The sequence below is a fragment of the Streptomyces sp. NPDC014889 genome (assembly GCF_043081205.1).
GTDB lineage: Bacteria > Actinomycetota > Actinomycetes > Streptomycetales > Streptomycetaceae > Streptomyces.
Genome location: NZ_JBIBWH010000017.1, coordinates 106578 through 129848, shown reverse-complemented (window position 1 = coordinate 129848; position 23271 = coordinate 106578). Strand labels below are relative to the sequence as shown.

Here is a 23271-nt window from a genome sequence, read left to right as displayed (position 1 = left end):
ACTCGGTCACGGGTGCGCGTCCCGGCCGCCGCGCCGAACGGTCGCCGGGCACGCGTACGCGTGCGGCGCCGTCAGCGGCGCCGCAGGTGGTGGCGCTTGCGCCAGGCGATCGCCGTGCCGAGCACGGCCGGTACCACGATGCAGGCCATCGCCAGGAGGAAGGCCGGAGACGTCGGTGCGGAGGCGCGGGCCCCGGCGACGGCGTACGCGGCGGTGTTCGGGATCGAGCCGAGGGCCGTGGCGAGGAGGAACGCGGTCCAGCCCATGCGGGAGACGGCGGCGCAGTAGTTGGCGGCCCAGAACGGGACGCCCGGGAAGAGCCTGGCCGCCATCATCGAACGGAAGCCGTGCCGGCTGAGCTGCCCGTCCGCCGCCGTCAGGAGCCGGCCGCGCAGCAGCGGCCGCAGCGCGTCCTGGCCCAGCACGCGGCCGAGGCCGAAGGCCGCCCCGGCGCCCAGGACCGTGCCGGCCAGCGCCGCCGCGAGTCCCAGCTGCGAGCCGAACAGGGCGCCCGCGGCCAGGTTCAGCAGGGGCCGTGGCACGAACGCCACCGTGCACAGGCCGTACGCCGCCGCGAACACCACCGCCGCGGCGACCCCGCCCAGTTGCGGCGGCCAGCCGTGCGCCAGCAGGCGCTGCGGCTCGAAGAGCAGCACGGACACTCCGGCCGCCGTGAGCAGGACGAGCAGGAGGGAGAGCCGTGCCCAGGGCGACAGGAGCGCACGCGCCCAGCGGGCGGCAGGAGCGGACGCGGACGGGACGACCGGGACCGGCGGGGCCGTGGTGACGGCGGCGGCCGGCTCGGTGGCGGCGGCCCGGGGAGAGGCTGTGGCGGTGCCCCCAGAGCGGGTGGTGGCATCGAGCATTCGGTGACATTAGCGGACGGATGAGAGTGATCGCCGCACGGCCCGGCGCACGAGAGGTGTTCACCGCCCCGAAAACCGTTCGACGGGCGGCCGGGATCTCGTGAATGATCGGTGCCATGTTCCGGCACGCCTTCGTCCTCGCAGCATCCGCGGTCGCGGATGCACCGGAGGCTGCCGTCCTGATCCTCGTCGCCGCAGTCGACGGCGCCCGAAGCTGACCCTCCCCGGACCGTCCGGCGGACCCCTCAGGGGGAGGGTCGGCCATCCCGTGGGGTCCCGCAGCGCAGCACCTACCAGGCTTCGAGGTGACAGCCATGCCCAAGACGGCGTACGTACGCACCAAACCGCACCTGAACATCGGCACGATGGGTCATGTCGACCACGGCAAGACCACGTTGACCGCCGCCATCACCAAGGTGCTGGCCGAGCGCGGCTCCGGCGCCTTCGTCCCGTTCGACCGCATCGACCGGGCCCCGGAGGAGGCCGCGCGCGGCATCACCATCAACATCGCGCACGTCGAGTACGAGACCGACACCCGGCACTACGCGCACGTGGACATGCCCGGCCACGCCGACTACGTCAAGAACATGGTGACGGGGGCCGCGCAGCTCGACGGCGCCATCCTCGTCGTCTCCGCGCTCGACGGGATCATGCCGCAGACCGCCGAACACGTGCTGCTCGCCCGGCAGGTGGGTGTGAACCACATCGTCGTCGCCCTCAACAAGGCCGACGCCGGCGACGAGGAACTCATCGACCTCGTCGAGCTGGAGGTCCGCGACCTGCTCACCGCACACGGTTTCGGCGGCGACGCGGTCCCCGTCGTCCGCGTCTCCGGCCTTCGCGCACTGGAGGGCGACTCGCGCTGGACGGCGTCGATCGAGGCGCTGCTCGACGCGGTGGACACCTACGTGCCGATGCCCGAGCGGTACCTGGACGCGCCGTTCCTGCTGCCGGTGGAGAACGTGCTCACCATCACCGGCCGCGGAACCGTGGTGACGGGCGCGGTCGAGCGCGGCACGGTCCGCGTCGGCGACCGGGTCGAGGTGCTCGGCGCCGGCCTGGAGACGGTGGTCACCGGCCTGGAGACCTTCGGCAAGCCCATGGAGGAGGCGCAGGCCGGGGACAACGTGGCGCTGCTGCTGCGCGGGGTGCCGCGTGACGCGGTCCGCCGCGGGCACGTCGTCGCGGCGCCGGGCAGCGTGGTCCCGCGCCGGCGCTTCACCGCGCGGGTGTACGTGCTGTCGGCGCGTGAGGGCGGCCGTACGACACCGGTGGCCACCGGCTACCGGCCGCAGTTCTACATCCGCACGGCGGACGTGGTGGGCGACGTGGACCTCGGCGAGGCGGCCGTCGCGCGGCCCGGCGACACGGTCACGATCACGGTGGAGCTGGGGCGCGAGGTGCCCCTGGAGCCGGGGCTGGGCTTCGCCATCCGTGAGGGCGGCCGCACCGTCGGAGCGGGGACCGTGACCGCTGTCGTGTGAGCCGTCCGAAGGGGACCGCACGGCCGGTGTCCGCCGGCCGTGCGGTCCCCCCCACCTGGGGAGCGAGGGACCGTGCCGGGTGTGACGGACCGGCACAATGGACGCGTGATGGAGTCGATACCCGTGAGCCGAGCCGTCGATCAGGGGACCGCCAAGCTGATGCCCGACGTCGACCGCGAGCGGGCCTGGCTGCTGACCGTGGACGGCGCGCCGCAGTCGTACGTCGACCTGGACGCGCCCGCCCACCTGGAGTTCGAGTACGCGCGGCGGCTCGGCCACGCCCTGGACACGGTCGCGGAGCCGGGCTCCCGGCTGGACGTGCTGCACCTCGGCGGTGGCGCCCTCACGCTGCCGCGGTACGTGGCCGCGACCCGGCCCGGTTCCCGGCAGGACGTCGTCGAGGCCGACCGCGGCCTGCTGGAGCTGGTCGTCGCCCATCTGCCGCTGCCGGACGGCGCCGATGTCTCGCTGCACACCGTCGACGCCCGCGCCTGGCTGGAGGCCGCCCCCGACGACTCGGCGGACGTCCTGATCGCGGACGTCTTCGGCGGCTCCCGGGTGCCGGCCCATCTCACGTCCCTCGGCTACGTCCGCGAGGCGGAGCGCGTGCTGCGCCCCGACGGCGTCTACCTCGCCAACCTCGCCGACTCCGCTCCGTTCGCCTTCCTGCGCTCCCAACTCGCCACCCTCGCGGTGGTGTTCGAGGAGATTGCGCTGATCGCCGAACCCGCGGTGCTGCGCGGCCGCCGCTTCGGCAACGCGGTGCTGATCGCCGCACATCGCCCCCTCGACGTGGCCGCGCTGACCCGGCGGACCGCCTCCGACGCGTTCCCGGCCCGTGTCGAACACGGCGCCGCACTGCGGGAGTTCACCGGGAGCGCCGAGCCGGTTCCGGACGACGGGGCCGTACCGTCGCCCGAGCCTCCGGAGGGCGCGTTCGGCATCGGCTGACCGGTGCCGCCCGGGCGCCGCCGCGGGTGCCGGCCGGCCGACGGTCAGCCCCCGGTCGGGGTTCCGTGCAGCCGGACCGTGCTGAGGATCTTCATGATGGTCGCCGTGGGGACCTCCTCGCCCACACCCTTGGCGCCGTAGAAGTTCCAGGACACGAAGTCCCCGGCGGAGTTCTTGAAGCCGAAGGAGAGCGCCTTGCCGTCGCTCGCGCACTTGCCCTTCTGGGGCGTGTTGCTCGACTGGGCCCAGGCGATGCTGCCCTTGATGCCCGACGTGGTCGTGTAGGGCTTGGCCTTCTGGTCGAACGTCAGGCTCTTCTTGTCGGGCTGGGTGTAGCCGCCGTAGACCCACCAGCCCACCGTGTTCACGGCCACCTCGTCGGTGTCCTTGGCGCCGTCGGCACCCTTGGTGCCCGCCGCGGCGAGCGACGTGTCCTCCTCGCGGCCGTCCTTGTCGTCGTCGGACGTGCACCACTTGGTCTTGTACTCGGCTACCCCGGACATGATGGCGAGCGGCTTGCCGTTCTTGTCCTCGAAGCCGATGCTCAACCCGGCCGACTGGACCTCCCAGTCGGTCGGGACGTCGAAGGCGACTCCCCGCTTGGGGTTCACGACGACCTTCCAGCCGGGGATCGTCGGCTTCTCGGTCTCCGTGCCGCGCGGGTTGTCGTCCGAGGCCGAGTCCGAGGCGCTCGGGTCGGCGGAGGCCGAAGCAGTGGGCGACGGGCTGGACTTGGTGTCGTTCGAACCGCCGTCGGCCTTGTCGTCCTTGTTCCCGCCGAGCACCAGGAAGCCGGTCACCGCGGCGGTCAGCGCCACGGCCGTGACGCAGAGGATCGCGACGAGCTTCGTCCGGTCGCCGCCCCCGCCGGGCTGCTTCGGCGACTCGGGGCCGCCTATCTGTGTGGGTGCGCCCCACTGCGGTTGCTGAGCATATGGGTTGGGCTGCTGGTAGCCGGGCTGCTGATAGGGATTCGGCTGTTGATATCCCGGCTGCTGATACGGGTTGTTCTGCGGGTTCTGCTCGCCCCCGGGCGGCTGCTGTCCTGGCCACATGGGCAGTAACCCTAGTGGCGCCAGGGACACGATTCGGTCACCGCCGGTTGTCAGGGACGTACCAGTGACGCATGCGGCCGACGGTCCGCGGGGTCTGGCCCGAACGGGCTACCGATGAGTAACATTCCGGCATGAGCGCTGACCAGATGTCGATCGGCGAGATGCTCGCCGCCACCGTGCCGATGGCACGGACCCTGAACCTCGAGTTCCGTCAGACCACGCCGGAGAAGGCGGTGGTGGCCCTGCCGGACCAGGCCGACTACCACAACCACGTGGGCGGGCCGCACGCCGGCGCGATGTTCACGCTGGGGGAGTCCGCGAGCGGGGCCATCGTGCTGGCCGCGTTCGGCGACCAGCTCTCGCGGGCCGTGCCGCTCGCCGTACGGGCCGAGATCGCCTACCGGAAGCTGGCCATGGGGGCCGTCACCGCCACCGCGACCCTGGGCCGCCCGGCCGCCGACGTCGTCGCGGAGCTGGACGCGGGACAGCGGCCGGAGTTCCCGGTGTCGGTCGAGATCCGGCGCGCGGACGGAGACGTGACGGGAGAGATGACCGTCGTCTGGACCCTGCGGCCCAACGGCTGAGCGGCTGCCGTCACCCTCCGCCAGGCCGGGGGGCGCTGGTCCGCACAGCACCGAGGCGGACACCCGGCGCCCCCCTGAGGCGGCGGCGCCGGTCCGCCCGGTGACGGCCGGGAACGACGGCGCGATGCTCGGGAGCCGCCCGGTGGCGGCCGGGAACGCGGGCGCGATCCGCGCGGGCCGCCCGGCCGGGCCGAACGGGTAGGCTTCCCCAGGGGCGCGTCGCGCGGCGCTCCGCAGCAGCACAAGGACGCGAAACGGGGAGGAACCGGCGGTGCACGTCCAGGAGTGGCTCGACACGGTACCCGCGGCCGCCGTCTACGCCTTGGTCGGTCTGGTGATCGGTCTGGAGAGCCTGGGCATCCCGCTGCCCGGCGAGATCGTCCTGGTCTCCGCGGCCCTGCTGTCCTCCCAGCACGCGGGCATCAACCCGGTCGTCCTCGGCGCGTGCGCCACCGTCGGCGCGGTCGTCGGCGACTCCATCGGTTATGCCATCGGCCGCAAGGGCGGCAGGCCGCTGCTCGCCTGGCTGGGGAAGAAGTTCCCCAAGCACTTCAGCGAGGGACACATCGCGACCGCCGAGCGCTCCTTCGAGAAGTGGGGCATGTGGGCGGTGTTCTTCGGCCGCTTCGTCGCCCTGCTGCGCATCTTCGCCGGCCCCCTGGCCGGCGTGCTGCACATGCCGTACTGGAAGTTCCTCGTCGCCAACGTCCTCGGCGGCATCTGCTGGGCGGGCGGCACCACGGCTGTCATCTACTACGTGGGCGTCGTGGCCGAATCCTGGCTGAAGAAGTTCTCCTGGCTCGGCCTGGTGGTGGCCGTGCTCATCGGTCTCGGCTCGATGCTGGTGCTCAAGCGCAAGGCGAAGCAGGCGCAGGCCGGCGCGCAGAGCGGGACCGAGGAGCCGGAACCGGTTCCCGCCGGGGAGTAGCCGGGCCGGCCCCGGCGAGAGGGGCGCGGGCGGCCGGTCTCAGGCGTGCACCTCGCGGTGTGCCTGCGCGAGCTGCGTGTACATCGTTCCGTTCAGGGTGATCCCCTGGCGTTCCTCCTGCGTCAGCTCCCGCCTGACCTTCGCGGGAACACCGGCGACCAGCGACCCCGGCGGCACCCGCATGCCCTGCGGCACCAGGGCCTGCGCCGCGACCAGGGACCCCGCCCCGATCACCGCGCCGTTCAGCACGGTCGCCCCCATCCCGATCAGGCAGTCGTCCTCGACGGTCGCGCCGTGCACCACGGCGTTGTGACCGATGGAGACGCGCTCGCCGACGCTGACCGGGAAGCCGGGGTCGGCGTGCAGCGTGCAGTTGTCCTGGACGTTGCTGCCCGCGCCGACGGCGATCCGCTCCACGTCGCCGCGCAGCACCGCGCCGTACCAGACGCTCGCCCCCGCGCCCAGTGCCACGTCACCGATCACCGTGGCCGTGGGCGCGAGGAACGCCTCCTCCTCCACCTGCGGCTCACGGCCGCCGATGCCCGCGATCAGCGCCTTGTCCGTCATCGTCGTTCTCCCTTTCACCGCATGGGTCCGACGGCACCGTACGTCATCCGGTGGGGTGAAGATCACAGACGTGCGGCGCCATGGGCGTGGCCGGGGCTGAGTACGGTGAGCGGGTGCCCACGCGTAGGAACACGTTCTCATCATGGTGGCGCCGCCTCGCGCAGCGCGCCGTCCACGCGGGCTGGGCCTGGGTGCAGCGCACGGGTTCCGTCACGGCCGAGCGGCCCGGACGCCTCCGCTTCGGCTCCATGGGAACAGGTACCAGGCTGGCCTTCCCGCTCGGCACGGTCTTCGGCGAACCGTGGATCCGCCTCGGCGCCCACTGCGTCGTCGGCGAGCAGGTCACGCTGACCGCCGGCCTGATGCCCGGCCTGGACCTCGGTCCGGAGCCGATCCTGCGCATCGGGGACGGGGTGGTGCTCGGCCGCGGCAGCCACGTCATCGCCGACACCAGGGTCACCATCGGCAGCGACTGCTACTTCGGCCCCTATGTCTACGTCACCTCCACCAACCACTCCTACGACGACCCGCACCAGCCCATCGGCAAGCAGTGGCCGCGGATGGAGCCGGTGGAGATCGGCCCCGGCTGCTGGGTCGGCACCGGCGCGGTGATCCTGCCCGGGGCGCGGATCGGGCGGAACGTCGTGGTGGCGGCCGGTGCGGTGGTGCGCGGCGAGGTCCCCGACCACGCGGTGGTCGCGGGGGCGCCCGCCAAGGTCGTACGCCGCTGGACCGCCGCCGAGGGCTGGCAGCCGCCGCTGCGGACCCCGGCGCCGGTGCCGATACCGCAGGGGATCACTCCGGAGCAGTTGCTGGCGCTGGCGGAGCTGGACGAGGAGGGCGCCGCCGAGTGGGACGGGGATGCCGGCTCCCGGCTGGCCGGGCTGGAGACCGAGGGCGGCTGATCCCGTCCGGTGGCCCCCCGGCCGGCCCCGTGGCTCAGCCCGTCGCGAGCAGCAGCGTCCCCAGCAGCGCCAGACCCGCTCCGGCCGCCTGGACGGCGCGCAGCCGTTCGCTGAGGAAGCCGCGGGCGGCGAGCGCGGTCACCACCGGGTAGAGGGAGGCGAGGACGGCGGCCACGGTGACCGGGCCGTGCTGGGCGGCGACGCAGTACGTGCCGTTGGCCGCCACGTCCGCGAGGCCCACGAAGCCGAGCGCGGGCAGCGAGCGCCAGGGGAATCCGGCCTCGGGCAGCACGGGTCCGCCGCGCCGGGCGGAGGCGTACAGTGCCGCCCCGCCCACCGCCACATTGGTCACGCGCTGCACGAAGAGCGCGAGGAACAGGCCGCTGACGGTGGTCGAGGCCTCGGCGATCAGCGCGAACACCGTGCCGAAGCCGAGGGCGGCGACCAGGGTCAGCCCGATCGCCCGCCGCTGTACGACGGCGCCCCCGAGGCGCGGTCCGCCCGCGAGCATCACACCCGTGACGGCGACCGCGATCCCCGCGACCTGGAGCAGTCCCGGCCGCTCGCCCAGCACCAGGCCGACGGAGATCGGCACGGCGACGCCGAGCGAGGCCAGCGGCGAGACCACGCCCATCGGGCCGAGGGCGAGCGCCTTGTAGAAGGAGAGCATCGCGACCGGCCCGACCAGGCCGGCGGCGAACGCGAACCACAGCCGCGGTCCGGCCTCGCTCCAGCCGCCGGTGGCGACGACGATCGCGCCCAGCACCGCCGCCACGACGGACTGGGAGACCACGACGACCGTCAGCGCGGGCATGCGCCGGGTGAGCAGTCCGCCGCCGAAGTCGGCCATACCCCACAGGAGGCTGGTGGCCAGGGCGAAGAATGCTGTCACGGCGTGCCTCGCAGTACAGTTCGGTGAACGATCGAGTGCAACCCACCGTAGTTCAGCGAAGTAAACTCTGTCATCCAGAATATTGGACGGAATGTGTCGGACCTCGAACTGCTGACCCAGTCCCTGGCGCGCAACGTCAAACGCTGGCGTACCGAGCGGGCCTTCACCCTGGACACCCTCGCCGCCCGCGCGGGAGTCAGCCGCGGCATGCTCATCCAGATCGAGCAGGCCCGCACCAACCCCAGCCTCGGCACCGTCGTCAAGATCGGTGACGCGCTCGGCGTCAGCATCACGACGCTGCTCGACTACGAGCAGGGACCCCGGGTCCGCGTCGTCCCGGCCGACCAGGCCGTCCGCCTGTGGCACACCGACGCCGGCAGCTACAACCGGCTCCTGGCCGGCGTCGAGGCGCCCGGTCCGCTGGAGATGTGGGAGTGGCGCCTGATGCCCGGCGAGAGCAGCCCCTCCGACCCGCACCCCGTCGGCACCGTCGAACTGGTGCACGTCACCGCGGGGGAGCTGACGCTCACCGTCGACGCCGTCGAGTACCGCGTGCCCACCGGTGCGAGCGCGTCCTTCGAGGCCAACACCCCCCACACGTACGCCAACGACGGCGCCGAGCCGATGGACATGGTGATGGCCGTGTCGGTCCCGCCCGTGCACTGAGACGCCCCGCCGCACCGCCCGCCGCGACTGTTAGCGTGCGGTCATGCGCGCACCCATCGGGAACTTCGACCAGGCCACCCCCGCCCCCGACTGCCTCGACCAGCTGACCCGCCCGGTCGCCGACGCCGTACGCCAGTGGCGCGGCGGTGTCCCGGCCGACCAGATCGTCTACGTCGAGACCGACCCGGAGTGGGCCGACACCGCCGTCTTCGTCGGCCACTACGGCCAGGACCTGCTCGAGGCCTCCGCGAACTGCGTGGTCGTGGCGGGCCGGCGCGGCGGCGAGACCCGGCTGGCGGCCTGCCTGGTCCTGTCCACCACCCGCGTCGACGTCAACGGCGTCGTCCGCCGACAGCTCGACGCCCGCAAGGCCTCGTTCGCGCCCATGGAGGTGGCGACCGGCGAGACCGGCATGGAGTACGGCGGCATCACCCCGATCGGACTGCCCGACGCCTGGCCCCTCCTGGTCGACTCGCGCGTCGTCGACCTGCCCTACGTCCTGGTCGGCAGCGGCCGCCGCCGCGGCAAACTCCTGGTCCCGGGCAAGGCGTTCGCACAACTGCCGGGCGCGGTGGTGCTGGAGGGGCTGGGCGTCTGACCGCGGCGGCCCGGAAGGGCACCCGCGCCAGACGTCCGTCACCCGCCTGGTCAGCCCAGGCGGGGGATCTCGATGGCCGGGCAGCGGTCCATGACCATGTCGAGGCCCGCCGCGCGGGTGCGTGCGAAGGCGGGCTCGTCGATCACTCCGAGCTGGAACCAGACGGCCTTCGCGCCCTTGGCGACCGCCTCGTCCGCGACCTGGCCGGCGAGATCGCTGTTGACGAACACGTCGACCACGTCCACGTCGAACGGGATGTCCGCGAGGGAGGCGTACCCCTGCTCGCCGTGCACCGTCTCCGCCTTCGGGTGGACCGGCACGACCCGCTTGCCGAAGCGCCGCAGCACCTCGGCGACGCCGTACGCGGCCCGGCCCCGGTTCGAGGACAGGCCCACGACCGCCCAGGTGTCACCGTGCTCGGTCAGGATCCTCCGGATGGTCGCAGCGTCGCCGTACACCAGCGGTCTCCTCGTCTCGGAAAGTGTTTCCCTCCGGCAACGACGGGCGCCGCCCGGCGATTCCCGGCCGGTGCGGAACGCGCCGCGGTGTCCGGAACACGCGCCGCCGGACTGCGCGCCGCCGTCCGGCGGCCTACGCTCGGGCCGTGCTGCGCATCATCGACGCCCGAACCGGCGAGCTCGTGGACGCCGCCCCCGCCCGCCACGGGCTGACCCGTGTCGAGGCGCACGCGTCCGGCTCCGACGCCTCGGGCCTGCGCGTGCTGCTGGTCACCGACATCCTCGTCCGCGCCCTCGAACTGGACGGCACGCCCGTGTGGCCGCTGCTGTCCGGCGGCCGGGAACAGGCGCAGGAGCTGCGGGCCGCCACCACCGCCCTCGGCATCCGCCCCTTCGAGGACGCCCGCGGCGCCGGCACCGCTCCGGGCGGGGCCCAAGTCCTCCATGTGGCCGCCGAGGGCGCCGGCACCGCGGCCGGGGGAGTGCGGATCGCCGTCGCGCCCGTCGACGCGGCCGTACCCGCCGTCCCCGCGCCCGACGACGACCCCGCCGCCCTGCGCCTGGCGCTGCTCACCCGCCGCCACACCCGGCCCGTGCGGCTGGACGAGGCCGCGCTGGACGACGCCAGGCAGAAGCTGGCGCGCTGGCGCGCGGCGGTCGCCGACTGGGCGCGACGGCCCTCCCGGCCGGTCCCCGACGAGGTGCGCGGACGGCTGCGCGGCGCCTGGGAGGACGACCTGGACGTGGCGGCCGTCCTGCGGGTCCTGGAGTGGGTCGGCACCGATCCGGACCTGGCGGACGGCGCGCGCTTCGAGACGTACGCGTACGCGGACCGGCTGCTCGGCGTCGACCTCATGCGCGATCTGGGGCGTACGGCGTGATCGCCCGTCCCGGAGCCGGCCCGCTGCGCCGCCTCGTCGTGCTGCGGCACGCCAAGTCCGCCTGGCCCGACGGCGTCGCCGACCACGACCGTCCGCTCGCCCCGCGCGGCCGCCGGGACGCGCCCGCGGCGGGCCGCGCGCTCGCCGAGGCCGACTGCCTTCCGGACCTCGCGCTCTGCTCCACCGCGCTGCGCGCCCGGCAGACCTGGGACCTGGCCTCCGCCCAGTGGGGCACCCCGCCGCCGGTACGCCACGACCGCCGGCTGTACGCCGCCGACGCCTCCGCACTGCTCGCCGCCGTGCGCGAGGCGCCGCCCGAGGCCGGGACGCTGCTCCTGCTCGGCCACAACCCGGGCCTCGAGGACCTGGTCCTGGAACTGGCCGGCGACGGTCTCGACGACACGCTGGAGCGCCTTCGGACGAAGTTCCCGACCTCCGCGATCGCCGTCCTGTCCTGGTACGGCCCCGGCTGGCCGTCCCTTGCCCCGGGCACCGCCCTCCTGACGGGCCTGATCGTGCCGAGGGGCACCAAGAAGCAGCGGTGAACACGGTCTGACCTTCCCTCCCCGCGGGCCGGAGTCAACCCTCGTGCGGCCCGCGCGCGGGTGCCGCATAGGCTGGACCGATGCAGGACGAGTACCGCACAGTCGCACGCGCGGGGGTGCACGAGACCGAGGTCAACCGCTCGCGCTTCCTGTGCGCTCTCGCCCCGGCGGCCACCGAGCGGGAGGCCCAGGACTTCGTCGCCGCCGTCCGCAAGGAGCACGCCGACGCCACGCACAACTGCTGGGCGTACGTCATCGGCGCCGACGCCGGGATCCAGAAGGCGAGCGACGACGGTGAGCCCGGCGGTACCGCCGGCGTCCCCATGCTCCAGATGCTGCTGCGCCGCGACATGCGGTACGTCGTCGCCGTCGTCACCCGTTACTACGGCGGCGTCAAACTCGGCGCGGGCGGCCTCATCCGGGCCTACGGGGGCGCCGTGGGCGAGGCCCTGGACACGCTCGGCACCCGAACCCGCCGCAGGTTCCGCATCGCCACCGTGACCGTGGACCACCAACGGGCCGGCAAGGTGCAGAACGACCTGAGGGCCACCGGGCGCGAGGTGCGCGACGTGCGCTACGGCGAGGCCGTCACCCTGGAGATCGGCCTGCCGGACGCCGACGTGGACGCCTTCCGGGGGTGGCTCGCGGACGCCACGGCCGGGACCGCCCGGTTCGAACTGGGCGGCGAGGCCTACGGGGACGCGTGACCGAAGGGGCGTCGCCCCCGCGCTGCCTTCTTCGTTGCTCAGCGCGGCGCGTGGAGATGAGCGGCACGGTACTCCGACGGGCTCATCCCGTAGGAGGAGCGGAAGGCGCGGCTGAACTCAGAGGGGCCGGCGAAGCCCCAACGGCGGCCGATCGCGTGGACGGGGAGGGCCGCCATCCGGGGGTCGGCGAGGTCACGGCGAGCCCGCAGAAGGCGCTGGCCGCGGATGAAGGAGGCGACCGTGACGCCGCTGTCCTGGAAGAGGCGGTGCAGTGTCCGCAGGGACACGTGATGAGCGGCGGCCACGCTGGAGGGCGTCAGGTCCGTGTCGGCGAGATGGCGCAGGATGAAGGCGCGGATCTCCAGGAACTGGACACGCTGCCGGGTCTCGACGGCCGTCCGGCTCCGCAGATCCAGGCTGTGCGCCAGCCAGGCGGTGATCAGGTCGGTCAGGAGGGAGCCCAGGCGTGTGCTGTCCGCCGGCCCGCAGGTGCCGGGGGCGGTGGCCAGTTGGCCCAGGAAGGCGGCGAGCAGACCGCCGACGCCGTCCTTCCCCGGCAGGCGGGTGGCCAGCAGCCGGTTGAGGTGATCCGCCGGCAGTGGCAGCGTCCCCGGATCGAAGCGGGCCAGAACGGCGGCGGCCGTGCTTCGGCCGTTCAGGGGCTCGGCCTGGGTGTCGTAGGGGCGGGAGTCGCAGTACAGCACCAACTCACGTGCTGTGACCGAGGCGTGACGCCGTTCCTGGTCGATCCACTGGTTGCCGCTCAGGGTCAGCGCGGCGACGTAGTGCCCCGGATCGGACCGGCGAATCAGCTTCGGGGTGCGGTGCGACCGCAGCGCCGAGTACGTCAGCGCCGTCACCTGCACCTCCCCCAGATCCCGGGCCCGCAGGGAAGCGCTGAAGGACGCGGGATCGTCGACCAGGACCTCGTTGGGCGCCAGGGCGTGCGTCATCAGCTCACGCCACGCTTCAACCCGGTCCTCGGCAGGCAGCTCTCTGGTGTCGAAGACGTCGGCCAGCATCGTTGGACCCCCCGTGAACCGGCCCGAACAGTTCTCACCAGCCTCTCTTCCGTTCCCCTGCCGGTCCAGAGCCCCGTCGGCCAACAATGACCGGAACGACCGGATGGGGCCCCGGACCGGGTCGTCCGGCTCGTGCGGTCAGAAGTTCCGCAGGCCGTACCAGGTGTTCTTGCCGACGACGCCGTCGGCCCCGCCCGCGACCTTGTAGTCGGTCTGGAACCGCTTGACCGCGGCCCGCGTGTTGGAGCCGAAGTCACCGTCGATACCCGACGAGCCCACGCTGTAGCCGAGGGACAGCAGGAGACACTGGGCCTCCCGGACGGTGTCCCCCTTCGCCCCGTACGAGATGGTGGGCGGCGTGGTCCGGTTGTCGTAGCCGCAGTACCACCCGGAGGCCTGCTTCGTGGACTGGGTCGTCGGCTGAGGCGCGGCGTGGGCGGGCGTCATGGTGGCTGCGACGCCGCCGAAGGCCAGGGCGGAGGCCACCAGAGTGGTGGTGGTGAAGCGACGTAAACGGTTCACGGTCATTGCCTCTCGGGTTGACGAAGTGAAACGGGCTTTCCGGGAGAAGAACCGTAGGCGCGCGGAAGAGGGAAGTCGTTGGCCGTCGACGCCAGGTCCTGTGCACTGCGCGCCACGAACCTGAGCGGCGTCCAACAGCACTGAGGAACGGGTATTTCGGGCAATCCGGCACCGAGCGACGGCGATGAGCGGGGTTCGTGAGGGATCGGGTGCCACGAGGCGTTAGCGTGGTGGGTGCTGACCACGAGCCTTGCCGGCTTGTGCTGGTCCGGATCCATAAGAGGGGGAGACGTGCAGGCCGGAGCGTTTTCTTGAGATTGCTGCACACGTCCGACTGGCATCTGGGCCGGGCGTTCCACCGCGTGAACATGCTCGGCGCACAGGCGGATTTCATCGGCCACCTCGTCACGACGGTGCGTGAGCGCGACGTCGACGCGGTGGTCGTGTCGGGAGACGTGTACGACCGCGCGGTGCCCCCGCTGGCCGCGGTCGAGCTCTTCGACGACGCCCTGCACCGGCTCGCCGGCCTCGGCGTGCCCACGGTGATGATCTCCGGGAACCACGACTCGGCCCGCCGCCTCGGCGTGGGCGCGGGGCTGATCGACCGCGCGGGCATCCACCTGCGCACCGAACCGTCGGCGTGCGGGATTCCCGTGGTCCTTGACGACACGCACGGCGAGGTGGCCTTCTACGGGCTGCCCTACCTCGAACCCGCGCTGGTCAAGGGCGAGTTCGGGGTCGACGGCGCCGGCCACGAGGCGGTGCTCGGCGCCGCCATGGACCGGGTCCGCGCCGACCTCGCCACGCGTGCGCGTGGAACCCGCTCCGTCGTCCTCGCACACGCCTTCGTCACCGGCGGCGAACCCAGCGACAGTGAACGGGACATCACCGTCGGCGGGGTCGCCGCCGTCCCCGCCGGTGTCTTCGCCGGCGTCGACTACACCGCCCTGGGCCATCTGCACGGCTGCCAGAGCATCACCGAGCGCGTGCGCTACTCCGGCTCCCCGCTGCCGTACTCCTTCTCCGAGGCCGCCCATCGCAAGAGCATGTGGCTCGTCGACCTGGACGCCGACGGCTTCGCGGGCGCCGAGCGGGTCGACTGCCCGGTCCCGCGCGCGCTGGCCCGCATCCGGGGCACCCTGGAGGACCTGCTCGCCGACCCGGACCTCGCCCGCCACCGCGAGGCGTGGGTCGAGGCGACGCTCACCGACCCGGTCCGCCCCGCCGAACCCATGGCCCGTCTCACCGAACGCTTCCCGCACACCCTCAGCCTCGTCTTCGAGCCCGAACGCGGCCCCGGCGAACCGGACGTGTCCTACGCCCGCAGGCTGGCCGGCCGCGGCGACCAGCAGATCGCGGAGGACTTCGTGGCCCACGTGCGCGGCGCCGCACCCGACGAGCACGAACGGGCGGTGCTGCGCGAGACGTTCGACGAGGTCCGCGCGGACGAGGCGGTGCGGGAGGTGGCGCGGTGAGGCTGCACCGGCTCGACATCACCGCCTTCGGCCCCTTCGGCGACTCCCAGACGGTCGACTTCGACGCGCTGTCGGCCGCCGGGCTGTTCCTGCTGCACGGCCCCACCGGCGCCGGCAAGACCTCTGTCCTGGACGCCGTGTGCTACGCGCTGTACGGGGCGGTCCCCGGCGCCCGGCAGAGCGGACAGGGCACGACCCTGCGCAGCGACCACGCCGCCGCGGGCACCCGCACCCAGGTCACCCTCGATCTCACCGTTGCCGGACGCCGGCTGGAGATCACCCGGCTGCCGCCCTGGGAACGCCCCAAGAAGCGCGGCACGGGCACGACCCTCGACAAGGCCCAGAGCCTGCTGCGCGAGTACGACGCGACGGCCGGCGCCTGGAAGGACCTCAGCCGCTCCCACCAGGAGATGGGCGAGGAGATCACCCAGCTCCTCGGGATGAGCCGCGAGCAGTTCTGCCAGGTCGTGCTGCTGCCGCAGGGCGACTTCGCGCGGTTCCTGCGCGCCGACGCCGAGGCCCGCGGCAAGCTCCTCGGCCGGCTGTTCGACACCCATCGCTTCGCCGCGGTGGAGAAGCGTCTCGCCGAGCGCCGGCGTACCACCGAGGCCCGGGTGCGCGAGGGTGACGCCGCGCTGCTGGCCGACGCGCACCGTATGCAGCAGGCCGCGGGCGACGCCATGGAACTGCCCGAACTCGCGCCGGGCGAACCCGGCCTGGCCCGGGCAGTCCTCACCGCGGCCGCCGTCGCCCGATCCACCGCGCGCGAGCAGCTGACCGTCGCCCGCTGCCGGCTCACGGCCGCCGAGTCCGCCCACGCCGACGCCGAGGCGGAGCTGCACCGGATACGCGAAGTGGCCCGGCTGCAACAGCGGCACGCCGAGGCGCGGGAGCGCGCCGAGCGCCTGGCGCAGCGGGCCGGCGCCCACCAGGAGGCACAGGCGCGCATGGAGCGCGGGCGCAAGGCGCAGACGGTGGCGCCGGCGCTGGAACTGCGCGAGGCCGCCGACGCCGGGCACCGCCGTGCGGCCGCCGCCGAGGCACGCGCGCGTGCGGCGCTCCCGGCGGAGTTCGCCGACGCCGGCGCCGCCGGACTGGCCGCCGCCGCGCGCCGCGCCGCCGAGGAACTGGGCGGGCTGGAGTCGGCCCGCCGCGCCGAGCGGCGGCTGGCCGAGGTCGTCGCCGAACGCGCCGCGGCCGACCGGCAGGAGCGCGCCGACGACGACGTCCTGCAGGAGGCCGAGGCCTGGCTCGCCGGATGGGAGACGTTCCGATCGGCGCTGCAGGCGCGCGTCGACACCGCCCAGGAGGCCGCCGGCCAGGCCGAGCGGCTCGCCCTGCGGCTCGAACCCGCGCGCCTGCGGCTCGCCGCCGCCCGGGTCCGCGACGCACGGGCCGCGGACACCGAGGAGGCAAGGGGGCGGGCGCTCGCCTCCGCCGAGGCCGCCGCGGACGCCAAGGACCACTGGCTGGCACTGAAGGAGCAGCGCCTGAACGGCATCGCGGCCGAACTGGCCGCGAGCCTCGCCGACGGAGAGCCCTGCGCCGTCTGCGGCGCCACCGAACACCCCTCGCCCGCGCGCAAGGTCGCCGGGCACGTCGACCGCGAGGCCGAGGAACGCGCGCTCGGCGAGCACCAGGCCGCCGAGGAACAGCGCGCCCGGGACGAGCGCCGCCTCGGCGCCGTACGCGAGGAACTGGCCGCCGCCACCGCCGAGGCGGGCGACACCCCCACCGCGCGCCTCGCCGAGGAGGCCGGGGAACTGGAGGCGGAGCTGGCCCGGGCCCGCCGGGACGCCTCCACCCTGCACGCGGCACAGCAGGAACTGCTCCGCGCCGAGCAGGAGCGCGAGCGGCGGCTGACCGACCGTCGGGAGGCGGAACTGAGGGCCACCTCGCGGCTGGCCCTGCGGGAGAGCCTGGACCGGGAGAAGGCCGCCCTGGAGGCGGAACTGGCCCAGGCCAGGGGAGCCGCCGGGACCGTCGCCGCGCGGGCCGCCCAACTGGAGCGGCGGACGGCGCTGCTCACCGAGGCCGCCGACGCCGCACGCGCTGCCGAGGACAGCGCAGAGCGGCTCAAGGACGCCGACGGACGACTCGCCGAGGCCGCCTTCCGGGCCGGCTTCGACACCCCCGGCGCCGCGTCCGCCGCCCTCCTCGACGACGCCGCCCACCGTGAGCTGCAACGGCGCCTGGACGCCTGGCACACGGCGGAGGCCGCCGTGCGCGCGGTCCTCGTCGAGGCCGACACCGCGGCCGCCGCCCACCAGCCGCCCGCCGACCTCGCCGCGGCCCGGGCCGCCGAGGCCGCCGCGGACCGGCGGTCGCGGGAGGCCGTCTCCGCGCGGGACGCCGCCGACCGCCGCTGTGCCGAACTCGACCGGCTCTCCGCGCGCGCGGAGACCGGCATACGCCGACTGGCACCGCTGCGGGAGGAGTACGACCGTGTGGCCCGCCTCGCCGCCCTCACCGCGGGCACGTCGGCCGACAACGAACGCAGGATGCGCCTGGAGTCCTACGTCCTCGCGGCCCGACTGGAACAGGTGGCCGCCGCCGCGACCGTGCGCCTGCGGCGCATGTCGTCCGGCCGCTACACCCTCGTCCACTCCGACGACCGGGCCGGCCGCGGCCGCAGCGGGCTCGGACTGCACGTCGTCGACGCCTGGACGGGCCGCGAACGGGACACGGCGACCCTGTCGGGCGGCGAGACGTTCTTCGCCTCGCTCGCCCTCGCCCTCGGGCTCGCGGACGTCGTCACGGACGAGGCCGGCGGGGTCCGCCTGGACACGCTCTTCATCGACGAGGGCTTCGGCAGCCTCGACGACCAGACCCTGGACGAGGTCCTCGACGTCCTGGACTCCCTGCGCGAACGCGACCGCAGCGTCGGGATCGTCAGCCACGTCGCCGACCTGCGGCGGCGCGTCCATGCCCAACTCGAGGTGGTGAAGGGCAGGTCGGGATCGGCCGTACGGCTGCGCGGGGCGGGCTGAGCGGACCGGGCGCGCGGGAGAGCCGGGGCGGCTGGAGGCCGGCCGCCCCGACCGGGCTCACAGCTGGGAGAGTTCGTCCACCAGGTCGTCCAGGCCCAGCGAACCCTGGGACAGGGCCGCCATGTGCCAGGCCTTCGCGTCGAACGCGGCGCCGTGGCGCTGCCTGGCCTTCTCCCGGCCCAGCAGCCAGGCCCGTTCGCCCAGCTTGTAGCCGATGGCCTGGCCGGGCATCGACAGGTAGCGGATCAGCTCGCTCGCGACGAAGTCCCTCGGGCGGCTGCTGTGCGAGCCGAAGAACTCCCGCGCCAGCTCCGGCGTCCAGCGCTCACCCGGGTGGAACGGCGAGTCCGCCGGAATCTCCAGCTCCAGGTGCATGCCGATGTCGATGATGACGCGGACGGCGCGCATCATCTGCGCGTCCAGGTAGCCGAGCCGCCGCTCCGGGTCGGTGAGGAAGCCGAGTTCGTCCATCAGGCGCTCCGCGTACAGCGCCCAGCCCTCGGCGTTGGCGCTGACCCCGCCGACGGTGGCCTGGTAGCGCGAGAGGTCGTCGGCCACGTGCGCCCACTGGGCGAGCTGGAGATGGTGGCCGGGGACGCCCTCGTGGTACCAGGTCGAGACCAGGTCGTAGACCGGGAAGCGGGTCTGCCCCATGGTCGGCAGCCAGGTACGGCCCGGCCGGGAGAAGTCGGCGGACGGTGCCGTGTAGTAGGGGGCCGCGGCGCCTCCGGGCGGCGCGATGCACGACTCCACCTTCCGCACCCGCTCGGCCAGTTCGAAGTGGGTGCCGTCGAGCGCCTCGATCGCCTCGTCCATCAGGTCCTGCAGCCACTGGCGGACCTCGTCGACGCCCTCGATGTGCGTGCCGTGCTCGTCGAGGTGCGCGAGGGCCGCCCACGGGGTCTCGGCGCCGGGCAGGACCTTCTCGGCCTCCTGCTTCATCTCGCCGAGCAGGCGGTGGAACTCCGACCAGCCGTACGCGTACGCCTCGTCGAGGTCCAGGTCGGTGCCGTTGAAGTAGCGCGAGAAGCGGGCGTAGCGCTCGCGGCCGACCGTGTCCGGGGCGTCGCCGATCGTCGGCGCGTACACGTCGCGCATCCAGTCCCGCAGTTCCACGACGGCCGCGTTGGCCGCACGGGCGGCCTCGTCCAGCTCCGCGCGCAGCGACTCGGGGCCGTCGGAGGCGAAGTCCTCGAACCAGCCGCGGCCGTTGCCGTCGGTGTCCGACCACTCGGTGAGCTGCTCGATGAAGATCGCGGTCGGCTGCGGACCGGCGTACAGCTTGCGGTCCAGACCGAGGGCGAGGGACTCGCGGTAGCCGCGCAGCGCGGCCGGCACGGCCCGCAGACGCTCGGCGATCGCGGCCCAGTCCTCGTCGGTGGCGCTGGGGGTGATCGTGAACACCTCGCGCACCGAGTGCACCGGGCTGTGGATGTTGCTCACCGTGCGCAGGCCCTCGTCGGCCTCGTGCACCGCGAGCTCCGCGGTCAGGCGCTCGCGCAGCAGCCGGGCGCACCGGCGTTCGATGTCACTGTCGGCGCCGGGCTGCCGCTCGGCCTCGTCCAGCCGGGCGAGCGTGGTGCGCGCGAGGTCGGCGAGCGCCTGCTGGCCGGCGGGCGAGGTGTCGGGCAGCCTGCTCGAACTCTCCTTCACGCCGAGATAGGTGCCGGAGAGCGGGTCGAGGGCGATGAGTTCGTCGACGTAGGCGTCGGCGACCTGACGGGGCAGCGGGCTCTTGGTCTGTGACATGCCGACCATCCTCGTACGGACGGGCGGCTCGCGTCAGCCCGGTTTACCCGGCTCCGGGCTCTGTTCGGTCCGATTTCGCCGAGAGCGTGCCCGGCTGCGCGCCGGGCGGCAGCAGCGGGCCGCAGTCCCACTGCTGGAAGATCAGCCGGGTCTCCACCCGGGCCACTTCCCGGCGGGCCGTGAACTCGTCCAGGACCAGGCGCTGGAGATCCGCCATGTCCGCCACCGCGACATGGACCAGGTAGTCGTCAGGACCGGTCAGATGGAACACGGTCAGCGACTCCGGCAGCGCCCGGATCCGCTCCACGAACGGTCCCACCAGCTCCCGCCGGTGCGGCCTGACCTGCACCGACAGCAGCGCCTGGAGGCCCCTGCCCAGCTTGGCGGGGTCGAGCCGCAGCCGGTGGCCGAGAATGAGCCCCGAGCGGCGCAGCCGGGTCACCCGGTCAAGGCAGGTCGACGGAGCGACCCCGACCTGCGCGGCGAGGTCGCGGTAGGTGGTCCGGGCGTCGTTCTGCAACAGCCGCAGCAGATGCAGATCCACCGGATCCAGTACGACGGATTCGGCCATGTGGCGAACGTAGCACGGCCCTCGGCCCCGTGATCCCGGCCGCTGTTCACCCTTCGGTCATGGACACGCCCTTGGACTCCGCGAGCACGCCCGCGTACGACGACGTACGCCCCGCACCCAGAGCACTGGCCACCGAAGCGGTGCACGCCGGCCGTGACGACCTCGCCCGGCAGGGACTGCACGCCCCGCCGATCGACCTGTCCACCACCTACCCCTCCTACGACAGCCGCGCCGAGGCCGCCCGCATCGACGCCTTCGCCACCGACGGCGCCGAACTCGACGGCACCCCGGTCTACGGACGGCTCGGCAACCCCACCGTCGCCCGCTTCGAGACCGCCCTGGCCCGGCTGGAGGGCACCGAGGCCGCGGTGGCGTTCGCCAGCGGCATGGCCGCGCTGAGCGCGGTCCTCCTCGTCCGGTCGGCCATGGGCCTGCGGCACGTCGTCGCCGTGCGCCCGCTGTACGGCTGCAGCGACCACCTGCTCACCGCCGGGCTGCTCGGCACCGAGGTGACCTGGACCGACCCGGCCGGGATCACCGACGCGCTGCGCCCGGACACCGGTCTGGTCATGGTCGAGACACCGGCGAACCCGACGCTGGCCGAGGTGGACCTGAGGGCCGTCGCCCACGCCTGCGGCTCCGTCCCGCTGCTGGTCGACAACACCTTCGCCACCCCGGTGCTGCAACGCCCCGCCGAGCAGGGCGCGCGCCTGGTGCTGCACAGCGCCACCAAGTACCTGGGCGGCCACGGCGACGTGATGGCCGGCGTGGTGGCCTGCGACGAGGAACTCGCCGGACGACTGCGGCAGGTGCGGTTCGCCACCGGCGGGGTGCTGCACCCGCTCGCCGGCTATCTGCTGCTGCGCGGGCTGTCCACGCTTCCGGTCCGGGTGCGGGCCGCCTCCGCCACCGCCGCGGAACTGGCCGCCCGCCTGGCCGGCGACCCGCGCGTCGCCCGGGTGCACTACCCGTCCATCGGCGGTGCGATGGTCTCCTTCGAGGTGCACGGCGACCCCCACGACGTCATCGGCGGCGTCGGTCTGATCACGCCGGCCGTGAGCCTCGGCAGCGTCGACACCCTGATCCAGCACCCGGCGTCCATCAGCCACCGCATCGTCGACGCGGAGGACCGGCGGGGCGCCGGGGTCGGCGACCGGCTGCTGCGGATGTCGGTGGGCCTGGAGGACGTCGAGGACCTGTGGGCCGACCTGGACCGCGCGCTGGGGGCGCGGACGGGGCAGCCGCAGGTGAAGGGGCTGCAGCAGGCGCTGAGCTGACCTGGGGGGCGGGCGGCCCGGACGGGTGCGCGGCCCGGCACGCTCCGGCCGCGCGCCCTCCCCGGGCCGCTGGTCAGTCCCCTGGACGGGACCCCTCGTACTGCGCCTGCCCGGCTTCGTACGGCAGGCGGGAGGCCACCGGGGTCGCGTCCAGCCGGGCCGTGACGACCAGGGTGCCCTCCTCGATCTGGAAGTCGAGCGGCAGGCCGAGGCCCCGCATGGCGGCGACCATGCCCGTGTTGGCCGCCCGCGTCACGGCGTACACGCTCGCGCAGCCCGCCTCGACGGCCATCGCCACCAGCCGGCCCAGCAGTTCGCCGCCGATGCCGCGGCGCTGCCAGGCGTCCTCGACGAGCAGCGCGACCTCCGTCTCGTCGCCGTCCCACAGCAGGTGACCGAGGCCGACGATCCGCCCGGAGGCGGTCCGGGCGGCCAGCGTACGGCCGAACCGCGGGCTCAGCAGGTGGCCGAGATAGCGGTCGGCGTCACCGACCGGCCCGTGGTAGCGCAGGCCGAGGGTGCGCTTCGAGCAGCGCGCGTGCATCTCGTGGGCCGCCGCGAGGTCGCCGGTGTCGGCCCTGCGCACGGTGATCGCGTCGCCCTCGGGCAGCGTCAGCACGTCCTGGCCGCGCGGAACACGTGGTCCGAGCCGGGTGTCCAGCTCCACCAGGGCACGCGCCCGCGCGAACTCGGTGGGTGTGAAGGGCGGATACGGCCGCTCCACGGTGATCGTTCCGCCCTCCGGCGCCCGCAGCCGCATCACCGTGTCCTCCAGCGCCCCCTCGGCCGGCACCTCCTTCGAGCCCCCGCCCGGCGCCGACCGGTCCGGCACTGAACGGATGGTGCACCGCCCCAGCAACTGCCGTAGCGCCAGCGGGAGTTCCGCCGCGTCGAGCGCCGTGCGGGTGGCCAGGCCCAGGACCCGTGTCGGCGCGTCCACCAGATCGTGCGCGTCGGCGCGTTCGATCCACGTGTCGGCCCCGCCGGCCAGCGCGACCGCCCGGGTGATGCCGGACGCCTCGAGCCCGCCGGGAGCGCGCAGCAGGAACTCGTCCACCGTGCCCTCGGCCAGCGGATGCGTCTGCAGGCTGAGGATGTCCACGTGCCGGACGGCCAGTGCCCCGCAGAGCGCGGCCAGCGAACCGGGCGCGTCCCGCACGGTCGTCCGCATCCGCCACAGCGCGCTGTCGCCCGGCGCCGCTCCGGCCGCCACGGGACCGGCGGCGGGCGGCCGGGCACCGGTGTCGTCCGCGGGCGGTGCGTGGCCGTGGCTCCGTGCCCACCAGGTGTGGAAGGCCGCCGTGGCCACCAGCGCGCAGGCCGAGATCATCAGCAGGGCCGGGCCGTCGGGGCCGTGGCCGATCAGGTTCGCCACTCCGTCGGCCACGGCCACCGCCGTGAAGAGCGCGGCCAGTTCGACCAGGTCCCGCCGCCAGTGATGCGCCCGGCGTCCGTGCTTCGACCACGTCGTGTTCGACACTTCTCGAGTCATACGACCACTGTGGCGGAACGGTGTTGCGTGATCGCGAACGCGCTGTGACCGATGAGTAAAGCGATGTTCGCACCTTTCGTCGCCGT

Annotated in this window: 23 protein-coding genes; 13 read left to right on the top strand and 10 right to left on the bottom strand. The window is 73.8% G+C overall.

Going from position 1 to position 23271, the window contains the following annotated elements; genetic code table 11:
* Positions 1–71: 71 nt before the first annotated feature.
* Positions 72–866 carry a TVP38/TMEM64 family protein gene (locus tag ACF09J_RS29955; RefSeq protein WP_392308587.1) on the bottom strand — a complete coding sequence of 265 codons (795 nt, stop codon included), beginning with the start codon at positions 864–866 and terminating at the stop codon, positions 72–74.
* Between the two features lie 314 nt (positions 867–1180).
* Here ACF09J_RS29955 and tuf point away from each other — a divergent pair, with 314 nt between their 5' ends.
* On the top strand, positions 1181–2350 hold the full coding sequence (gene tuf / locus ACF09J_RS29950) for an elongation factor Tu (protein WP_392308586.1): 1170 nt from the start codon (positions 1181–1183) through the stop codon (positions 2348–2350).
* A gap of 105 nt (positions 2351–2455) precedes the next feature.
* Positions 2456–3301, top strand: coding sequence for a spermidine synthase (locus tag ACF09J_RS29945; protein ID WP_392308585.1), 846 nt, complete (start codon positions 2456–2458; stop codon positions 3299–3301).
* Positions 3302–3345: 44 nt separating this feature from the next.
* Here the strand turns inward: ACF09J_RS29945 and ACF09J_RS29940 are convergent, their stop codons facing one another.
* Entirely contained in the window at positions 3346–4356 is a 1011-nt protein-coding gene (locus tag ACF09J_RS29940) for a hypothetical protein (protein WP_392308584.1), read from the bottom strand.
* Between the two features lie 131 nt (positions 4357–4487).
* Here ACF09J_RS29940 and ACF09J_RS29935 point away from each other — a divergent pair, with 131 nt between their 5' ends.
* Together ACF09J_RS29935 and ACF09J_RS29930 are read left to right on the top strand one after the other, a co-directional pair.
* Positions 4488–4940 carry a DUF4442 domain-containing protein gene (locus ACF09J_RS29935; RefSeq protein ID WP_392308583.1) on the top strand — a complete coding sequence of 151 codons (453 nt, stop codon included), beginning with the start codon at positions 4488–4490 and terminating at the stop codon, positions 4938–4940.
* 271 nt (positions 4941–5211) lie between these two features.
* Positions 5212–5868 carry a DedA family protein gene (locus ACF09J_RS29930; protein ID WP_392308582.1) on the top strand — a complete coding sequence of 219 codons (657 nt, stop codon included), beginning with the start codon at positions 5212–5214 and terminating at the stop codon, positions 5866–5868.
* Between the two features lie 39 nt (positions 5869–5907).
* On the opposite strand, the gene ACF09J_RS29925 is transcribed toward ACF09J_RS29930, so the two are convergent.
* The gene (locus ACF09J_RS29925; protein WP_392308581.1) at positions 5908–6435 is read right to left on the bottom strand and encodes a gamma carbonic anhydrase family protein; all 528 of its coding nucleotides are present in this window, start codon (positions 6433–6435) and stop codon (positions 5908–5910) included.
* Positions 6436–6515: 80 nt separating this feature from the next.
* Here ACF09J_RS29925 and ACF09J_RS29920 point away from each other — a divergent pair, with 80 nt between their 5' ends.
* Positions 6516–7340: an acyltransferase gene (locus tag ACF09J_RS29920; protein ID WP_392308580.1), complete on the top strand. Its 825-nt coding sequence runs from the start codon at positions 6516–6518 to the stop codon at positions 7338–7340.
* 34 nt (positions 7341–7374) lie between these two features.
* Here the strand turns inward: ACF09J_RS29920 and ACF09J_RS29915 are convergent, their stop codons facing one another.
* Complete coding sequence (locus ACF09J_RS29915; protein WP_392308579.1) at positions 7375–8232, bottom strand: EamA family transporter; 858 nt, start codon at positions 8230–8232, stop codon at positions 7375–7377.
* A gap of 93 nt (positions 8233–8325) precedes the next feature.
* Here ACF09J_RS29915 and ACF09J_RS29910 point away from each other — a divergent pair, with 93 nt between their 5' ends.
* Both ACF09J_RS29910 and ACF09J_RS29905 read left to right on the top strand, forming a co-directional pair.
* Positions 8326–8898, top strand: a complete 573-nt coding sequence (locus ACF09J_RS29910) for a helix-turn-helix domain-containing protein (protein WP_392308578.1) — start codon at positions 8326–8328, stop codon at positions 8896–8898.
* Between the two features lie 43 nt (positions 8899–8941).
* Entirely contained in the window at positions 8942–9496 is a 555-nt protein-coding gene (locus ACF09J_RS29905; RefSeq protein WP_392308577.1) for a YbaK/EbsC family protein, read from the top strand.
* Positions 9497–9546: 50 nt separating this feature from the next.
* Here ACF09J_RS29905 and ACF09J_RS29900 read toward each other — a convergent pair whose 3' ends face one another.
* Positions 9547–9954 (bottom strand): CoA-binding protein, encoded by a 408-nt coding sequence (locus ACF09J_RS29900; RefSeq protein WP_392308576.1) that lies wholly within the window; start codon positions 9952–9954, stop codon positions 9547–9549.
* A 146-nt stretch (positions 9955–10100) separates the two neighbouring features.
* Between ACF09J_RS29900 and ACF09J_RS29895 the strand changes: the two genes are divergently transcribed.
* The 3 genes from ACF09J_RS29895 (at position 10101) to ACF09J_RS29885 (ending at position 12087) form a co-directional block, all read left to right on the top strand.
* Complete coding sequence (locus tag ACF09J_RS29895) at positions 10101–10835, top strand: hypothetical protein (protein WP_392308575.1); 735 nt, start codon at positions 10101–10103, stop codon at positions 10833–10835.
* Positions 10832–11380, top strand: coding sequence for a SixA phosphatase family protein (locus ACF09J_RS29890; protein ID WP_392308574.1), 549 nt, complete (start codon positions 10832–10834; stop codon positions 11378–11380). The genes ACF09J_RS29895 and ACF09J_RS29890 overlap by 4 nt, the downstream gene beginning before the upstream one ends.
* A gap of 80 nt (positions 11381–11460) precedes the next feature.
* Positions 11461–12087, top strand: coding sequence for a YigZ family protein (locus ACF09J_RS29885; RefSeq protein ID WP_392308573.1), 627 nt, complete (start codon positions 11461–11463; stop codon positions 12085–12087).
* 38 nt (positions 12088–12125) lie between these two features.
* On the opposite strand, the gene ACF09J_RS29880 is transcribed toward ACF09J_RS29885, so the two are convergent.
* Positions 12126–13109 carry a helix-turn-helix domain-containing protein gene (locus ACF09J_RS29880; protein ID WP_392308572.1) on the bottom strand — a complete coding sequence of 328 codons (984 nt, stop codon included), beginning with the start codon at positions 13107–13109 and terminating at the stop codon, positions 12126–12128.
* Positions 13110–13247: 138 nt separating this feature from the next.
* Positions 13248–13631: a peptidoglycan-binding protein gene (locus tag ACF09J_RS29875; protein ID WP_392308571.1), complete on the bottom strand. Its 384-nt coding sequence runs from the start codon at positions 13629–13631 to the stop codon at positions 13248–13250.
* Positions 13632–13942: 311 nt separating this feature from the next.
* Between ACF09J_RS29875 and ACF09J_RS29870 the strand changes: the two genes are divergently transcribed.
* Together ACF09J_RS29870 and ACF09J_RS29865 are read left to right on the top strand one after the other, a co-directional pair.
* A complete protein-coding gene (locus ACF09J_RS29870) occupies positions 13943–15106 on the top strand; it encodes an exonuclease SbcCD subunit D (protein ID WP_392308570.1) in 1164 nt (387 codons plus the stop codon).
* Entirely contained in the window at positions 15103–18096 is a 2994-nt protein-coding gene (locus ACF09J_RS29865; protein ID WP_392308569.1) for an AAA family ATPase, read from the top strand. The genes ACF09J_RS29870 and ACF09J_RS29865 overlap by 4 nt, the downstream gene beginning before the upstream one ends.
* 57 nt (positions 18097–18153) lie before the next feature.
* Here the strand turns inward: ACF09J_RS29865 and ACF09J_RS29860 are convergent, their stop codons facing one another.
* Complete coding sequence (locus ACF09J_RS29860) at positions 18154–19845, bottom strand: DUF885 domain-containing protein (RefSeq protein WP_392308568.1); 1692 nt, start codon at positions 19843–19845, stop codon at positions 18154–18156.
* A 43-nt stretch (positions 19846–19888) separates the two neighbouring features.
* Positions 19889–20416: an Lrp/AsnC family transcriptional regulator gene (locus ACF09J_RS29855; RefSeq protein ID WP_392308567.1), complete on the bottom strand. Its 528-nt coding sequence runs from the start codon at positions 20414–20416 to the stop codon at positions 19889–19891.
* Between the two features lie 59 nt (positions 20417–20475).
* Between ACF09J_RS29855 and ACF09J_RS29850 the strand changes: the two genes are divergently transcribed.
* Entirely contained in the window at positions 20476–21693 is a 1218-nt protein-coding gene (locus tag ACF09J_RS29850; RefSeq protein WP_392308566.1) for a trans-sulfuration enzyme family protein, read from the top strand.
* 73 nt (positions 21694–21766) lie between these two features.
* Here the strand turns inward: ACF09J_RS29850 and ACF09J_RS29845 are convergent, their stop codons facing one another.
* Positions 21767–23185 carry a GNAT family N-acetyltransferase gene (locus ACF09J_RS29845; protein ID WP_392308565.1) on the bottom strand — a complete coding sequence of 473 codons (1419 nt, stop codon included), beginning with the start codon at positions 23183–23185 and terminating at the stop codon, positions 21767–21769.
* Positions 23186–23271 lie beyond the last annotated feature (86 nt).

What these genes read in the sequence shown, in the direction of transcription:
- ACF09J_RS29920 (WP_392308580.1), top strand. Translation starts at nt 6,516, where the DNA reads ATGGGCGTGGCCGGGGCTGAGTACGGTGAGCGGGTGCCCACGCGTAGG.
- ACF09J_RS29855 (WP_392308567.1), bottom strand. Translation starts at nt 20,416, where the DNA reads ATGGCCGAATCCGTCGTACTGGATCCGGTGGATCTGCATCTGCTGCGG.
- ACF09J_RS29905 (WP_392308577.1), top strand. Translation starts at nt 8,942, where the DNA reads ATGCGCGCACCCATCGGGAACTTCGACCAGGCCACCCCCGCCCCCGAC.
- ACF09J_RS29860 (WP_392308568.1), bottom strand. Translation starts at nt 19,845, where the DNA reads ATGTCACAGACCAAGAGCCCGCTGCCCCGTCAGGTCGCCGACGCCTAC.
- ACF09J_RS29850 (WP_392308566.1), top strand. Translation starts at nt 20,476, where the DNA reads ATGGACACGCCCTTGGACTCCGCGAGCACGCCCGCGTACGACGACGTA.
- ACF09J_RS29885 (WP_392308573.1), top strand. Translation starts at nt 11,461, where the DNA reads ATGCAGGACGAGTACCGCACAGTCGCACGCGCGGGGGTGCACGAGACC.
- ACF09J_RS29925 (WP_392308581.1), bottom strand. Translation starts at nt 6,435, where the DNA reads ATGACGGACAAGGCGCTGATCGCGGGCATCGGCGGCCGTGAGCCGCAG.
- ACF09J_RS29940 (WP_392308584.1), bottom strand. Translation starts at nt 4,356, where the DNA reads ATGTGGCCAGGACAGCAGCCGCCCGGGGGCGAGCAGAACCCGCAGAAC.
- ACF09J_RS29880 (WP_392308572.1), bottom strand. Translation starts at nt 13,109, where the DNA reads ATGCTGGCCGACGTCTTCGACACCAGAGAGCTGCCTGCCGAGGACCGG.
- ACF09J_RS29935 (WP_392308583.1), top strand. Translation starts at nt 4,488, where the DNA reads ATGAGCGCTGACCAGATGTCGATCGGCGAGATGCTCGCCGCCACCGTG.
- ACF09J_RS29845 (WP_392308565.1), bottom strand. Translation starts at nt 23,185, where the DNA reads ATGACTCGAGAAGTGTCGAACACGACGTGGTCGAAGCACGGACGCCGG.
- tuf (WP_392308586.1), top strand. Translation starts at nt 1,181, where the DNA reads ATGCCCAAGACGGCGTACGTACGCACCAAACCGCACCTGAACATCGGC.
- ACF09J_RS29955 (WP_392308587.1), bottom strand. Translation starts at nt 866, where the DNA reads ATGCTCGATGCCACCACCCGCTCTGGGGGCACCGCCACAGCCTCTCCC.